This window comes from Algibacter sp. L1A34, assembly GCF_009796805.1.
GTDB lineage: Bacteria > Bacteroidota > Bacteroidia > Flavobacteriales > Flavobacteriaceae > Algibacter.
In genome coordinates, this window is sequence record NZ_CP047029.1 from 1,508,820 (window position 1) to 1,526,208 (window position 17,389).

Annotated in this window: 9 protein-coding genes; all 9 read left to right on the forward strand. The window is 34.6% G+C overall.

Annotated features, from left to right (window positions below):
* Positions 1-8: 8 nt before the first annotated feature.
* Positions 9-1,478, forward strand: a complete 1,470-nt coding sequence (locus tag GQR97_RS06540; protein ID WP_158846659.1) for a RagB/SusD family nutrient uptake outer membrane protein — start codon at positions 9-11, stop codon at positions 1,476-1,478.
* A gap of 12 nt (positions 1,479-1,490) precedes the next feature.
* On the forward strand, positions 1,491-3,533 hold the full coding sequence (locus tag GQR97_RS06545) for a hypothetical protein (RefSeq protein ID WP_158846661.1): 2,043 nt from the start codon (positions 1,491-1,493) through the stop codon (positions 3,531-3,533).
* A 12-nt stretch (positions 3,534-3,545) separates the two neighbouring features.
* Complete coding sequence (locus GQR97_RS06550) at positions 3,546-5,219, forward strand: family 16 glycosylhydrolase (protein ID WP_158846663.1); 1,674 nt, start codon at positions 3,546-3,548, stop codon at positions 5,217-5,219.
* Positions 5,220-5,326: 107 nt separating this feature from the next.
* Positions 5,327-8,776 carry a hypothetical protein gene (locus GQR97_RS06555; RefSeq protein ID WP_158846665.1) on the forward strand — a complete coding sequence of 1,150 codons (3,450 nt, stop codon included), beginning with the start codon at positions 5,327-5,329 and terminating at the stop codon, positions 8,774-8,776.
* Positions 8,777-8,786: 10 nt separating this feature from the next.
* Positions 8,787-10,031 (forward strand): glycosyl hydrolase family 17 protein, encoded by a 1,245-nt coding sequence (locus GQR97_RS06560; RefSeq protein ID WP_158846667.1) that lies wholly within the window; start codon positions 8,787-8,789, stop codon positions 10,029-10,031.
* Positions 10,032-10,142: 111 nt separating this feature from the next.
* The gene (locus GQR97_RS06565; protein WP_410488947.1) at positions 10,143-11,558 is read left to right on the forward strand and encodes a glycoside hydrolase family 30 protein; all 1,416 of its coding nucleotides are present in this window, start codon (positions 10,143-10,145) and stop codon (positions 11,556-11,558) included.
* Between the two features lie 45 nt (positions 11,559-11,603).
* Positions 11,604-13,937: an MFS transporter gene (locus GQR97_RS06570; protein WP_158846671.1), complete on the forward strand. Its 2,334-nt coding sequence runs from the start codon at positions 11,604-11,606 to the stop codon at positions 13,935-13,937.
* A 4-nt stretch (positions 13,938-13,941) separates the two neighbouring features.
* Positions 13,942-14,874, forward strand: a complete 933-nt coding sequence (locus tag GQR97_RS06575; protein WP_158846673.1) for a glycosyl hydrolase family 17 protein — start codon at positions 13,942-13,944, stop codon at positions 14,872-14,874.
* A 445-nt stretch (positions 14,875-15,319) separates the two neighbouring features.
* Positions 15,320-17,359, forward strand: a complete 2,040-nt coding sequence (locus GQR97_RS06580) for a discoidin domain-containing protein (protein WP_158846675.1) — start codon at positions 15,320-15,322, stop codon at positions 17,357-17,359.
* Positions 17,360-17,389 lie beyond the last annotated feature (30 nt).

Below are 17,389 nucleotides of genomic sequence, written 5' to 3' on the forward strand. Positions count from 1 at the left end.
TTTAAAAGATGAAAAAATATATAAATAAACTTAAAGGTCTCTTTTTATTGGTTTTAGTGTTAGGCGCTAATTCTTGTGGAGATTCTTATTTAGAAGAAGTTGATAGATACAGTATAGATTCTGAAAGTTATTTCAACTCCGAAACCGATTATTATAATGCCCTAGTTGGTGCGTACGATTTAATGCAGTCTACTTACTTAAATGTTATTTTAGGTGAAATAGCTTCTGATAATACATTGTGTGGAGGAGAAAGCGCAACCGATGTGGTAGCATGGCAGCAAATTGATGATATGATTCATACACCCGTTAATGCGGAATTAAAAAAGCTTTGGGAATGGATGTATGCCGGTGTAAACCGTGCTAACTTTATTTTAGAATTTCAAGATAAAACGGAATTTGAAGGTAAAGAAATTATACTTGGTGAAGCACATTTTTTAAGAGCTTACTATTATTTTGAATTAGTAAAATGGTTTGGCGATATTCCTTTAAAAGAAACTCGTTTTACATTAGGAGATGAAACAAGTATTCCGCGTTCACCAGCTGCTGATGTGTATGCTTTAATTGAAACCGATTTAAAATATGCAGTCGATAACTTAACCTATACGGCACCACAAGTGGGTAGAGCTACAAAAGGTTCTGCACAAGCTTTATTAGGGAAGGCGTATTTATATCAAAATAAATTTATAGAAGCGACAACGATTTTAGATAAATTAATTACTGAAGGGCCGTACGATTTAGTTAGCGATTACGATACTATTTTTGAAACCGATGGAGAGAACAATATCGAATCTGTTTTTGAGGTTCAATATTCTGATGCCGAAGGTGCTGGTTTCGAGTGTTTACAATGTAGTGAAGGAAATGTAGCTGTTGGATTTAATGGTATTAGAAATTATACAGGACCATTTTTCGATTCTGGTTTTAGTTTTAACGTGCCAACACAAGAGGTGGTAGACGAGTTCGAAGATGGAGATTTACGTAAAGATGTTGCTATTTTAGATATTGAAGCTTGGGCAACAGCAAACAGTGCAACTTACGGAGAAGGAAACGAACACACAGGATATTTCAATAGAAAATATATTGCACGTAAAGGCGATTTAAATACAGGCGATCAAAACTTAACAAATCCAAATAATTATCGTGCTATTCGTTTTGCTGATGTTTTACTTATGGCAGCCGAAGCTTATAATCGTGGAGGAATTAGCGATAGTAAAGCGCAAGGCTATTTAAACCGCGTGCGTGAAAGAGCTTTTGGAACAGTAAATGATGTTACTTCAACAGGAGCAACACTTACCGATGCTATTGCTCACGAACGTCGTGTAGAATTAGTAGGTGAAGGTCATCGCTTTTTCGATTTAGTTCGTACAGGTAGAGGTGCAGAAATCGACGGATTTACAGCTGGTAAAAACGAAGTATTTCCAATTCCAATTGAGGAAATTCAATTTTCAAACGGAAACTGGGCACAAAACGATAATTATTAATAAAAACATACGATGATGAAATTTATAAAATACGCATTCAGTTTATGTCTTTTTACACTAATAACTATTAGTTGTGTGGAGGATGATAATTTAGATTATGCAGAGGAAATCACCGCTCCAACAAATGTTACGGCAGCAGTAAGCGTAACACAAGATAATACAGGTACGGTAACTATTACGCCATTGGCGGAAGGAGCTGTTAGTTATACGGTTAGTTTTGGCGATGGATCGGAAGAGGTTTCAGATATAACTCCAGGGAACGGAGCAGAGCATATATACGAAGAGGGAACTTACGAAGCTACAATTACAGCTGTAAGTTTAAACGGATTAACTACAACGGTTACTCAAAGTGTTTTGGTTTCTTTTAAAGCGCCAGAAAATTTAGTAGTAATTATTGATAACGATGCCGCTATTTCAAAACAAGTAAACCTTTCAGCAACTGCAGATTTTGCAACTATGTACGAAGTTTATTTTGGTGAATCTACAGATGAAACTCCTGTAGTTTTAAATTTAGAGGAAACTATTTCTTATCAATATGAAGAGGCTGGAACTTATACTATTAAAGTGATTGCAAAAAGTGCGGCTATTGAAACTACAGAATACAGTGAAGAATTTGTAGTTACAGCAATATTGCAACCATTAACAGGAGCTCCAGTACCATTTAGAGCGCAAACTGATGTAGTTTCTATTTATAGTGATGTTTATACAGATCCAGATCCAATTGATTATTATCCAAATTGGGGACAAACAACAACTTATACTCAGATTGCAGTAGACGGTAATAATATGATTCAATATGGTGATATTACTTATCAAGGAATTGATTTTAATGGTGCACCGTTAGATGCTTCTGCAATGGAATTTATTCACGTAGATGTTTGGACTGCAGATGCTGATTTTGATGCTAAAATGTCTCCAATAAGTGCGGGGCCTAATGAAACAGCTATTACTTTAGAGTTGAATCAGGATCAATGGACATCTTTTGATATTCCATTATCGAGCTTTACAGATCAAAATCCTTTAGTTGACTTTTCAAATATTATTCAATTTAAGTTTGAAGGAGCACCATCAGGAGCTGGAACTATTTTTATAGATAACCTTTATTTTTATAAAGAATCAGCAACTGGTATTTCAGGTGTTTTACCGTTAACTTTTGAGAGCGGATTTACTTTGGATCAATTTGATGGTGGAGGAACTTCAGTAATTGCAAATCCAGATTCAAACGGAAATACATCATCTACTGTTTTAGAGTTGGTTAAAGGTGCAGGACAGACGTGGGCAGGATCTAAAGTAACTATTCCAACTCCATTTGATTTTTCGTCTAGTACAACAATAACTGCAAAAGTTTGGTCGCCAAGAGCAGGATTAAATTTATTAATGAAATTTGAAGATGTTACACCTTGGCCAAATACGCAAGCAACAGCCGAAATTACGGCAACAACAACTTTAGCAAATCAATGGGAAACTGTAGCCTTCGATTTTGCTGGTGTTGATATGGCTGTAGAATATTACAATATGGTACTTATTATGGATAATGGTACAGTGGGTGATGGTAGTGCAAATTATACTATTTATGTTGATGATATTTCATCAAGCCCAATGTTAACTTTCGAGCCAGAATATACTTTAGATCAGTTTGATGGAGGAGGAACATCGGTTATCGCGAATCCGGATTCAAACGGAAATACATCGGCAAATGTTTTAGAATTAGTAAAAGGTGCTGGGCAACCATGGGCAGGATCTAAAATTACGGTTCCAACACAATTCGATTTTACTGCTGGCACAACAATTACCGCAAAAGTTTGGTCGCCAAGAGCAGGATTAAATTTATTAATGAAGTTTGAAGACGTTACGCCTTGGCCAAATACTATAGCAACAGCCGAAATTACTGCAACAACAACTTTAGCAAATCAATGGGAAACTGTAGCCTTCGATTTTTCTAGTGTTGATATGGCTGTAGAATATTACAATATGGTCCTTATTATTGATAATGGTATAACAGGTGATGGTACAGCAAATTATACCATTTACGTTGATGATATTGCTCAAAATTAAAACTTAAGATATATGAAAAACTTAAAATATTATATAGGATTTATTCTGTCGGTAACATTACTCTTTACAAGTTGTCAAGATGATGATATAACGATAGGTGATATTGTGGCTCCAACTGGAGTAACCATATCTGCTGAAATTGTTGGACAAGATGCCGAAAACCCTTATGGGGATGGTAGCGGAATTGTAAATTTTACATCTACTGCCGATAACGAAATTACATACCAATTTAATTTTGGAGATGGCAAAACAGGAGTTGCTCCATCTGGAGAAACGGTACATAGGTTTACACAAACAGGTGTAAATACTTATACGGTTGTAGCAAGTGCTGTTGGTACTGGTGGTGTTATGTCGAGTACGTCTATGGAAGTGCAAGTGTTTAGTTCGTTCTCTGATCCTGATGCTGAAAACTTTTTAGCGGGTGAGTTAGTTGGTGATTCTAAAACATGGTATTGGGCAGCAAATTTACCACTTCATGTTGGTTTAGGTCCAGTTGAAGATGATTATGGTAATGGCGAGTTTGCTTATGAAGCTTGGTGGAATACAATTCAACCTTGGGATGAAGAGAAATATTGTATGTATACAAATGAGTTTGTATTTACTCGCTCTGCGGAAGGTTTAACTTTCGAGCAAACAGTAGGTCCTGCTTTTGTTCCTGGAACTTATGCTGGTATAATTGGAGTAGACGGAGATACTTGCCATGATGAGTCCGTTGCAACAACAATGTTTGGTGTTAAAAATGTATCATTTTTACCGTCAACATCAAAAGCTGCTTTAGAAGGAAGTTATAATGAAGAGCCATATAGACAAACAGCTTTCGAAATTTCGGAAGGTGGTTTTATGGGTTGGTATGTTGGAGCAAGTACTTATGATATTATTTCAATTACCGAAAATGAATTACGTGTTAGAATTATTGAAGCTGGTGGTGGAGCTGCTTGGTATCAATTATTTACTTCTAGCAAACCGGTTGAAGGTGAAGCTGAATTCGAATCCGAGTTTAATACCTTATCATGGTCTGATGAATTCGATACAGATGGTGCTCCAGATACAGCAAGTTGGACTTACGACTTAGGCGATGGTGGCTGGGGGAACGGAGAGGTTCAAACATATACAGACGATGTTAGTAATGTTATTGTTTCCGATGGAACTTTAAAAATAACAGCGATAAAAGATGGTAGTGATTACACTTCAGCAAGATTAAAATCTATTGATTTACAAGAGTTTCAATATGGTCGTGTAGAAGTTAAAGCAAAACTTCCAGCAGCGCAAGGTACATGGCCAGCTATTTGGATGTTGGGTGCTAATTTTCCAGATGTTGGATGGCCACAATGTGGTGAAATTGATATCATGGAGCAGACAGGTGGAGATAAAAACACATCGTTAGGCACGTACCATTGGTTCGATACAGGCACAAACGCCAATGCAAGTTATGGAGAAACATTAGCAGTAGAGGACGTTTCAACAGAGTTTCATTTATATACTTTAGAATGGACGGCAGAAAAACTGACTGTTTTAGTAGATAATGTAACGGTGGTAGCTATGGATAATAATGCAGACTTACCATTTTATGATAAGGATTTTTTCTTGATACTAAATGTAGCTATGGGAGGTTCTTTAGGTGGAGATATTGATCCAGCATTTACTGAGGATACTATGGAAATAGATTATGTAAGAGTTTACGAGTAATAGTTTAGTTGTTGATAGTAAAAAGGCCGGAAAAATCTCTCTAAACCGGCCTTTTACATTACGTATTTTTAATTAAACATTATACCCTTTTAATACCAATTATAATAATGAATAAGACAGAAAAAGATAATCAGATTTTTTCAGAAGAGCAAGCTATAGATTCTAAGTTAGTAAAACTTAATGGCGAAACATATTTTAAAATATCTAATAGCGACAAAATGCGTCCGTTTTTTATGAGCATCGTAAGTGACTCTAATCACTGGATGTTTATTTCAAGTAATGGAGGTTTAACTGCTGGTAGAAAAAATGCCGAGTCTGCACTTTTTCCTTATTATACAGATGATAAAATTACTGAGCTTGCTGATATAACAGGAAGTAAAACAATTTTTCAAATTCATATTAAAGGGCATACTTACGTATGGGAACCGTTTTCGGAAAGACAAACGGGATTATACAGAACAACAAGAAATCTTTATAAAAACACCTTTGGAAATAAAATTATTTTCGAAGAAGTTAATAGAGATTTACGACTTACTTTTAGATACCAGTGGAGCTCTAGTAATCAATTTGGTTTTGTGAAAGAGTCTACTATCGAAAATAATTCGGGCAAAGAAATTAATATAACAGTTTTAGACGGTTTACAAAATATTTTACCAAGCAATGTTGGTTCAGATATGCAAAATAGCTATTCTAATCTTGTAGATGCTTACAAAAAAAGTGAATTACAAACCGAATCTGGTTTAGGTATTTACGCTTTAAGTGCTGTTATTGTTGATAGAGCAGAACCTAGTGAAGCTTTAAAAGCAAACGTGGTATGGTCTTCAGGAATGGAAAATCCATCACATTTATTATCATCTCGCCAATTATACAATTTTAGAAAAGGCGAAGCTATTACAGAAGAAGTTGATGTAAAGGCAGAAAAAGGTGCTTATTTTATTTCTTCAGATTTAATAATGGCCGCGTCATCAGAAAAGAGCTGGATGTTTGTTGCCAATGTAAATCAATCTATTACAGATGTTGTTCAAATTTCGGAACTTATCAAAAACGAAGATAGCATTGAAGCATTAGTTCAAAAAGATATTGAGGAGGGCACCAAAAAATTATTAGCATTATCTGGTGCTGCAGACGGTTTACAATTAACCGATGATCCGTTAATAAATTCAAGACATTTCGCAAATACGTTATTTAATATTATGCGAGGTGGAATTTTTGACGATGATTATAAAATTGAAAAGCAAGACTTTGTAAAATATATAGCTCACGCAAACAAAAAGGTTTTTAAGAAAAAGCAAGATGTATTAAATACATTGCCAGAACTTTTTACGTTGCACGACATTCGAAAGATAGCTGAGCAGGACGAAGACAAAAATTTAAAAAGACTTTGTTTTGAATATTTACCGCTTAAATTTAGTCGTCGTCATGGCGATCCGAGTAGACCTTGGAATAAGTTCTCTATAAACACGCAAAGTGAAATAGATGGTTCTAAAATTTTAGATTACGAAGGGAACTGGAGAGATATTTTCCAAAACTGGGAAGCCCTAGCGCACTCATATCCAGAGTTTATTGAAGGGATGATTCATAAGTTTTTGAATGCCACAACATTTGAAGGTTACAACCCTTACCGTGTTACAAAAGGTGGATTTGATTGGGAAGCTATTGAAGAAAACGATCCGTGGTCTTACATTGGCTACTGGGGAGATCATCAAATAATATATCTTTTAAAATTCTTAGAGTTTATAGAAAAGTATTATCCAAATCAGTTAGAAAAACGTTTTTCAGAAAACATTTTTGTATACGCTAATGTTCCTTATAAAATTAAGAGTTACGAGGATATACTAAAGCACCCAAAGGATACTATTGATTTCGATTACGAATTAGATGCTAAAATTCGAGAAAAAAGAGAAGAATTAGGTGCCGATGGTGCTTTATTGAGAGATGAAAATTTCTTCATTTATAAAGTAAATTTAATAGAGAAGTTACTAGCTACTGTTTTGGCAAAAGTATCAAACTTTATACCCGAAGGTGGTATTTGGTTAAATACACAACGTCCAGAATGGAACGATGCTAATAACGCATTGGTTGGTAATGGAGTGTCTATGGTTACGCTTTATTATTTAAACAGGTTTTTAAATTTCTTTGAAAATATTATAGCAAAATCTAAAACGGAAGAGGTTGAAATTTCTTCGGAATTGGCTACTTTCTTTAATGAAGTGGTTAAAACATTTCAAACTAATAAAAATATAATTTCAGGGAAGATTTCAGATAAAGATAGAAAAACAGTGCTCGACGGATTAGGTTTGGCCGGAAGTAAATACAGAAATACAATTTACGAGAATGGTTTTTCTAGTGATAAATCTATAATTGATAAGCAAGAACTATTAGAGTTTATTCAAATTACAAAATCATATTTACAACATACTATCGATGCCAATAAACGTGATGATAATATGTATCATGCTTATAATTTAATGACGGTTGAAAATGGAAAAGAGGTTTCTATTTCATATTTATCCGAAATGTTAGAGGGGCAAGTATCTGCTTTAAGTTCTGGTTATTTAACGCCAACACAGGCTTTAAGTTTGTTGGATGGTTTAAAAAGTAGCGCTTTATTTAGAGAAGATCAGTACAGTTATATTTTATATCCAAATAAGGAATTACCTCGTTTTGATAAAAAGAATAATATTCCTTCGGAAAAGGTTGAAGCTTCAACCTTATTAAAAACATTAGTTGCCGATGGAAATAGACAAATTATAGAACAAGATTTTTTAGGTAATTACCATTTCAACGGCAATTTTAATAATGCCAATAGTTTAAAAGATGCTTTAGGTAATTTAGATGAAAACTATCAAGCTTTGGTTGAAAGTGATACTGAAAAATTACTTCAAACTTTTGAAGACATTTTCGATCATAAATCGTTTACAGGTCGTTCGGGAACTTTCTTTGGTTACGAAGGTTTAGGTTCTATTTATTGGCACATGGTTTCTAAATTATCATTAGCCGTTCAAGAAAATTGCTTATTAGCTATAAATAGTAACGAAAGCAATGTTGTTATTGGACGACTTTTAGATCATTATTACGAAATTAATGCTGGAATAGGTGTGCATAAATCACCGGAATTATATGGTGCTTTTCCAACAGATCCGTATTCGCATACACCAGCCTCAAAAGGAGCACAACAACCAGGGATGACAGGGCAAGTTAAAGAAGATGTACTTAGTCGTTTTGGAGAATTAGGTGTATTTGTTGCCGACGGGAAAATAGTATTTAAACCAAGTTTATTACAAACTAAAGAGTTTTTACACGCTCCATCAACTTTTAATTTTACAAATATTAATAAAGAGAACCAATCTATCGATTTGGAGGTTGGCTCATTATGTTTTACATATTGCCAAGTTCCCGTAATTTATAAAATTTCAGAAAACGAAGGCATTGAGGTTGTTTTTAATGATAGCAGGCAAATTGATATAAATGAAATGAGTCTCGATTTAGAAACCTCAAAATCTATTTTTGGGCGCAAAGGCGAGGTGAATCAAATTATAGTTTCGGTAAACAAATAGGCGTAAAGCAATGTGTAAATTAAAAACGTATATAACACTTTTTTTAGTATTTATGATGTTAGGATGTAATGAGAAACCACAGGCTGTTAAGCAAAAAACTGCAGCCGATATTCTAGGAGATTCAAATTATTTAGCAATTTCCTATGGTGGTTATCGTGAAAATACGCGAGATATTCAGCCTAGCATTCCGGAATTAAAAGAAGACATGAAGTTGCTTTCGGCAATGGGTGTAAAAATATTACGGACATATAACGTGCAATTACAACAAGCGTCAAATTTATTAAAAGCCATTAGCGAATTAAAAGAAGAAGATTCAAATTTCGAAATGTATGTAATGCTTGGTGCTTGGATAGATTGCCAAAACGCATGGACAGATAAAACGCCAAACCATGACATTGAAGATTTTGAGAATAATAAAGGTGAAATAAACAGAGCTGTAAACCTTGCTAAGCAATATCCAGATATTGTTAAAGTAATTGCTGTGGGTAATGAGGCTATGGTAAAATGGGCGGCTAGTTATTATGTGCAACCTAGTGTTATTTTAAAATGGGTCAATCATTTACAAGGGTTGAAAGTTTCTGGTGAGTTATCTAAAGATTTATGGATAACAAGCTCCGATAATTTTGCCTCTTGGGGTGGTGGTGATGGCGAATATCATGTTGAAGATTTAACCAAACTTATGAATGCGGTAGATTATATTTCTATGCATACATACCCTATGCACGACACACATTATAATCCTGTTTTTTGGGGTGTTGGTGAAGAATCTGATACGTTATCAGATTTGGATAAAATTGATGTTGCCATGCTTAAAGCTAAAGAATACGCGATATCGCAATATGATAGTGTTTTCAATTATATGAAAAGTTTAGGAATTAATAAACCCATTCATATTGGTGAGACAGGCTGGGCATCTTCAACAAATGAACTTTACGGAAACGAAGGGTCTAGAGCAACCGACGAATATAAAGAAGCTTTGTATTACAAACATATGCGCGATTGGACGAAGAAAGCAAATATGGCGTGTTTCTATTTTGAAGCTTTTGATGAAAATTGGAAAGATGCGCAGAATCCAGAAGGTTCTGAGAATCACTTTGGCCTTTTCACTATCGATGGAAAAGCAAAATATGCACTTTGGGATTTGGTAGATTCTAATGTGTTTAAAGGACTTTCAAGAAATGGAAATCCGATTATAAAAACATTTAACGGAAACAAAAACGATTTATTAAAAACCGTATTAGTTCCGATAAAATAAATAAGCTGTTAATAATACTCAACTAAATAATTAGAGATGAAAAAGATTAATACCCTCATAGTTTTTACGATAATGATTTTATTATCAAGTTGTGCTAAAGAAGATAAATCGATGAAATTTGAAGTGTATGAAACTTCTGCTAGTGGTAATAAACTAAATAGAATTAACGAATTTCAAACTAGTGATGACAAAGTTATTATTACCCTAAAACCCGAGCAGAAATTACAAACCATTTCAGGTTTTGGTGGTGCTTTTACAGAATCTTCAGCATATTTATTAAATAAATTAAGTAAAAAAAATAGAGACACTATTCTAAAAGCGTATTTCTCGAAAGAAGGTGCTAATTATTCCTTAACAAGAACGCACATGAATTCTTGCGATTTTTCTCTAACTAATTATTCATATTCTCCAGTTGAAGGCGATAAAAACCTAGAACACTTTAATATTGAAGAAGATCGTGATGATTTAATTCCGATGATAAAAGATGCTTTAGCTATTTCGGAAGATGGGTTCGATATTTTTGCTTCACCTTGGACAGCTGCACCTTGGATGAAAGATAATAACCATTGGGTTGGAGGTAAGTTATTACCAGAATACTATGATACTTGGGCTTTATTCTTTTCAAAATATATAGAGGCTTATAAGGCCGAAGGTATCGAGATTTGGGGTTTTACTGTTGAAAATGAACCACACGGAAATGGAAATAACTGGGAAAGCATGCATTTTTCTCCAAAGGAAATGACCGATTTTGTAGAATTTCATTTAGGTCCAAAATTGGAAGCTGATGGTTATGGAGATAAAATTATTTTAGGTTACGATCAAAATCGCGGTGGACTTAAAGAATGGGTAGATGAAATGTTTAGAGATGAGGCGTCATCGAAATATTTTGATGGCACCGCTATTCATTGGTATGAAAGCACTTATGATTATTTCCCGGAAGCCTTGCAATATGCACACAACAAAGCACCAAATAAATATTTAATAGAAACTGAAGGTTGCATTGACTCTCAAGTGCCTGTTTGGAAAGATGATGCTTGGTATTGGAAAAAAGAAGCCACCGATTGGGGTTGGGATTGGGCACCTCCAGAGGATAAACATTTACACCCTAAATACGCGCCCGTAAACCGTTATGCAAGAGATATTATTGGTTGTTTAAACAATTGGGTAGATGGTTGGGTAGATTGGAATATGGTACTAGATCGCCAAGGTGGGCCAAACTGGTTTAAAAACTGGTGCGTAGCTCCTGTAATTGTTGACCCAGATAATGATGAGGTTTACTTTACACCACTATATTATACTATGGCTCATTTTAGCAAGTATATTAGACCAAATGCAAAAGTAATAGCTCTAGATAATACCGATGAAGATTTAATGGTTACAGCAGCTAAAAATCCCGATGGTTCTATTGCTGTTGTTTTATTTAATGAAGGAGATATCGCTAAAAGTTTCAAAATTATATTAGGCGAAAAATCTTTTGATGTTAAAATAAATGAGAAAGCTATACAGACTATCATAATTCCTGAATAGTAAATCATTTAATTATTCATTCTAACTAACCAAAAACTAAATATTATGTCTAAAATAAATAAAGTCCCGTTCGGTCAAAAAGTTGCTTTTGGGGTAGGCATGCTTGCCAATCAAATGTTTCCAGCTGCTTTGGGAATTTTTATGGTAGTTTTAGTCCAAGATTTAGGTTTTCCTGGTTGGATGTGGGGTGTTATTTATTTTTTTCCAAGAATTTTTGATGCTTTTACAGATCCTATTATGGGGTTTATTTCAGATAATACAAAATCACGTTGGGGACGTCGTCGACAATATGTATTCTTAGGAGCCATTATCATGGGGATCTCTTTTATCATCATGTGGCAACTATTTAGAGAGAATGGGGTAGATTACAATTTTACATACATAATGATTTGGTCATTTTTGTTCTATTTAGGGTTAACTATTTTTAGTGTTCCTTATGTGGCAATGGGTTATGAAATGAGTAATGATTTTCATGAGCGCACTAGTATTATGGCCGTTGCACAATGGATTGGGCAATGGGCATGGGTTATTGCACCATGGTTTTGGGTAATTATGTACGATCCAGATTTGTTTCCTTCTGCAGATGTTGCCACGAGAACATTAGCTGTTTGGGTTGGTGTCACTTGTATGATTTTTGCTATGATTCCTGCCATTTTTATTAAAAGTAAATCAACTTTAGATGAAGATTATTCGCCTCTTAATTTTAAGAATATAGGTGGTAGTCTTTGGAAAATATTATATGGTTTCCTAGAGGCATTTAGGATAAAGCCATTTAGAAAACTATGTATTGCAACATTTTTGGTTTTTAATGCTTTTAATACCATTGCGGCATTTTCTTTTTTTATAATTGTATACCATCTTTTTGATGGTGATGCTGCTGCCGCTGGTATTTGGCCGACACTTTTTGGGTGTTTAGGTGCTTTAGGAACAACATTTTTGGTTATTCCAATTGTGACACGAATGTCAAAAAAAATAGGTAAGAAGAAAGCCTTTATCTATTCTCAAGGCATATCTGTTATAGGTTATATTATGCTGTGGTTTTTGTTTATTCCGGGTAAACCGTATATGTTCATATTTGCCTTGCCATTTTTCTCTTTTGGAATAGGAAGTCTATTTGTGTTAATGATGTCTATGACTGCGGATGTTATTGATTTAGATGAACTTAATACAGGAAAGCGAAGAGAAGGAACCTTTGGAGCGATTTATTGGTGGATGGTAAAATTTGGTTTTGCTATTGCTGGTGGATTAAGTGGTGTTATCATGAGTTCCGTTGGTTTTGATTCTGGAGCCGAAATCCAACCTGAAGGTGCTATTGATGGTTTAAGATTCTTTTTCTCAGGGCTTCCGGTTCTAGGAACGTTAGCTGCCATGTATGTTATGAGGAATTATGATGTTACAGAAGCGCGTGCTGGTGAAATTCGTGCAGAATTGGATCAACGCGAAGCAGATAAAAAACCTAAGTCAAGTTCTTATTATCAAACACAAAAGCTATTATCATTTAAAAATGTTGATTTAGATTCTAAATCAGATAGTGCTTTGTCTTCAAAAACGGATGGAGAAATAGTTGAGCTTTTCTTAAAATCATTAAACCAAGGATTACATGGGTTATGTTTTAGCCCTTATTTGGAAGGACAAAACATAGGCGATACATTGTCTAAAAAACAGATAGAACAACGTATGGATATCATTGCGCCTTATACTAAATGGGTGCGTTCTTTTTCGTGTACAGATGGTAATGAACTTATCCCTATAGTTGCTCATAATAAGGGGCTTAAAACAATGGTTGGCGCTTGGATTGATACTGATAAGGCCAAAAACGATAGAGAAATTAAGGCTTTAATTAAATTGGCTAAAGATGGCTATGTCGATATTGCTGTTGTTGGAAATGAAGCGCTATTACGTGATGATTTAACAGAAGAAGATATACTAGAATATATTGCTGAGGTAAAGAAAGCATTGCCAAATACACCTGTTGGTTATGTTGATGCTTATTTTCAATTTAGTGAACGTGCAAGATTAGTAGATGCCTGCGATGTTATTTTGGCTAATTGCTATCCGTTTTGGGAAGGTTGCCATATAGATCAAACTTCTGCCTATTTAAAACAAATGTATGCTGTAACTAAAGAGGCTGCAAAGGGTAAACCTGTTATTATTACAGAAACGGGTTGGCCAAGTAAGGGTGATAATACAAAAGAAGCAGAACCGTCTCAGGTGAATGCAATGAAGTATTTTATTGAAACTAATAATTGGGCGAATCAACAAGGAATAGACCTATTTTATTTCTCTTCATTTGATGAGTCTTGGAAAGTACATAATGAAGGTGATGTCGGGCAACGTTGGGGATTATGGGATAAAAACGAAAATTTAAAGTTTCACTAAGATTATGTCATATAGAAAAGAAAACATTATGGCGCTTTCTGGAATTCATCTAGAAGGTAAAACTACAAAAGGTCTTGAAAACACATTGCATAGAGTTCTAAAGGATGGCATGCATGGTATTTGTTTTAGTGCATATGAAGAAGGACAAAAAGCTGGTGATAAAATTAGTGAAGCACAAATTAGGAGACGCCTAGAAATTTTGAAGCCATATACAAATTGGGTTCGTACGTTTTCTTGTACTGATGGGAATGAACTTATACCAGAAATAGCTAAAGAATTAGGAATGAAAACTCTTGTTGGAGCTTGGCTAGGTAATGATGCTGAAATTAATAACAAAGAAATATTAGGGCTTATTAAACTTGCAAAACATGGTTTTGTAGACATTGCAGCAGTAGGAAATGAGGTGATGTATCGAGGTGATTTATCGGAAGATGGATTATTAAGTTTTATGTGGCAAGTTAAACAAGCTATTCCAGAAACTCCTATGGGCTATGTAGATTCTTATTATGAGTTTGCCGATCGCCCCAAGATAACCGAAGCGTGCGATGTTATTTTAGCTAATTGTTATCCTTATTGGGAAGGTTGTAGTTTAGAGTATTCTTTACTTTATATGAAAGATATGTTCAACATAGCTACCAAAGCAGCTAATGGCAAAAAAGTGATTATTACCGAAACAGGCTGGCCAAGTCAAGGCTTTGGATTGGAAGGCGCTAAACCTTCGCATGAAAATGCAATCAAGTATTTTATTAATAGTCAACAATGGTCTAAAGAAGATAATATTGATATGTTTTATTTTTCCTCTTTTGATGAATCATGGAAAGTAGGAACCGAAGGTGACGTTGGCGCATATTGGGGCTTATGGGATAAGAACGAAAAACCTAAATACTATAGAAAATCTATTGTTTTAGATAAAGTAAAATCCCTAGTAAAATTATAAGGTTATTTATTGTATTGCACTTCTTAAGGATAAAATTATTTTATCTTCTCTCAATTTAATTATTAATTTACATGGCTTGGTATTTATAATAAATGCTGCCTTATTCTGTTTGGTCTCGTAAATCTAAAAGGTTTATTCACAATTTTCAATAGTAAAGAATTGTAGGTAAAGTCTTTGTTTATAAATAATTACGTTAAATGCTTGGAATTTAGAAAGTAAAACACCACAACATTACCACAACATAGGTTAAAACAGGTTCTTAGTATTTGTTTTGATTTAGTATTCCTTCTCTTGCCTTTGTTTGAGGTAGAGCGCAAGATTTATTAAGAATTATTTAAAAAATACGGATTAATTTTACGATGTATGTTTTTTGTAGCCTATTAAAATGATAAATTAATAAATATTAGACGTTATTTTTACTAATAACTAATCTAAATAATTTATTATGAAAAAAATTACATTATTATTTATTGCATTAATGTTTTTTGCATTTGCGCAATCACAGAACATTGCACTTAGTGGAGCTGCAATAGGTTCTACAGAAAATCAAGCGGCAAGTAATGCCATCGATGGAGACCTTGGTACACGTTGGGAGTCTGCTACCGAAGACCCACAATGGATATCTATTGATTTGGGAGCTACCTATGATATTACCCAGGTTATTTTAAATTGGGAAGGAGCATTTGGAAGTGCCTATGAAATACAAATATCCGATGATTCGTTGTTTACTACATATACTACGGTATACACCGAAGCAGCTGGAGATGGTGGAGAGGATAATCTTAATGTTACGGGAGCAGGACGATATGTGAGAATGTATGGAACGGCAAGAGGTACTGTGTATGGCTATAGCTTATATGAGTTTGAAGTATATGGAGTAATTCCTGCAGGAACAGATGCTAGATTAAGTGATTTACAAGTAGATGCTGCTACAATAAGCGATTTCTCATCAGGTACAGAAGATTATGATTATAGTTTGCCAGAAGGAACAACAGTAGTTCCAACTATTACTTCTGCAACACCAATAGAAGGTACTGTTGTAATTACCCAAGCCGCTGGAATACCAGGAGATGCTACTGTGGTAGTTACTGCTACAGATGGAACCACTACAAAAACATATACGGTTTCTTTTTTTATAGCACCGCCAACAGCGCCAACAATAGATGCGCCTTCTCCAAGTCCTTTAGCTGCTGATGTAATTTCTATATACAGTGATGCTTATACCGGTGTTGCAACAGATTATAACCCAGGTTGGGATCAATCTGGTGCAGTAAATACAACATATGATCCAACAGGTGGAGGAACAAACTTTGCAATGGCGTATACAAATTTTAATTATCAAGGAACAATATTAACCCCTCAAGATGCTTCTGAAATGGAGTACTTACATGTTGATATTTGGACAGCAAACGCTACTGATGTAAAAGTAACACCTATCAATAATGGTACTGGTCCTAGTGAAGTTCTCGTTTCTCTACCGGTTATAAATGGGTCTTGGAGTAGTGTAGATTTACCTATTGCTAGTTTTACAGGAATGACGTGGGATTCAGTTTTTCAATTGAAGTTTGATGGACAAGGAGGAGTTTCTCCATCTGATATTTATTTAGACAATATTTATTTTTGGAAAGCACCTGTTGTTCCGGGAACTGATGCAGATTTAAGTGATTTGCAAGTTGATGGTATTACCATAAGCGATTTTAGCTCTAATACTTTAGATTATACAGAAAATGTAACTTCGGAAATTGTTATTGTTCCAACGGTAACCGTTACTACAAATGATGCAGGAGCAACAGCTGTTGTAACTCCTGCTTCTCAAATTCCAGGAACAACAAGTATTGTTGTTACTGGTGCAGATGGAATAACCACAAAAACATATACAGTATCTTTTACGGTAGATACAAACACACCGTGTGATGGTACTTCAACGGATGCCCAGCAAGGAACTTTTTCTAACGGAGGATATAGTTATAAATTTGAAACATTAGGAAATGGAGATGTTCGAATGACTTTTGATTTATTAGAAGCGGGAGCTGTTGGTATTGTAGCATATGCTTGGAAAGAAGATCCGTTTGCAGAAACAGCTATGACGGTTGCAGAAACCGTGGCTACAATAGATTTGTCTGGTTATTCAATAGGAGAAGACATTAGTTATGCTGTTAAATTTGCTTGGGCAGATGGAGGATTTGGTGTAACTAAATATTTTACTTATACCGTTGGTGATGCTTGTACATTAGGAATAGAGAGTGTGGATGTAACAGCTTATAGTGTGTTTCCTAATCCCACTCAAAATAGTTGGACTATTAAGACTAAGTCCGAAAACATATCATCTATTAAAGTATTCGATGTTTTAGGGAAAAATGTATTATCAGTAGCACCAAATACAACTGAAGCAACTATAAATGGTTCAAATTTAAAAACGGGCTTGTACTTTGCCATTATAAAAACGGTAAAAGGAACAAGTAGTTTAAAGCTACTAAGAAATTAGATAAAAGTATTTAAATATTTCTTTAGTTAA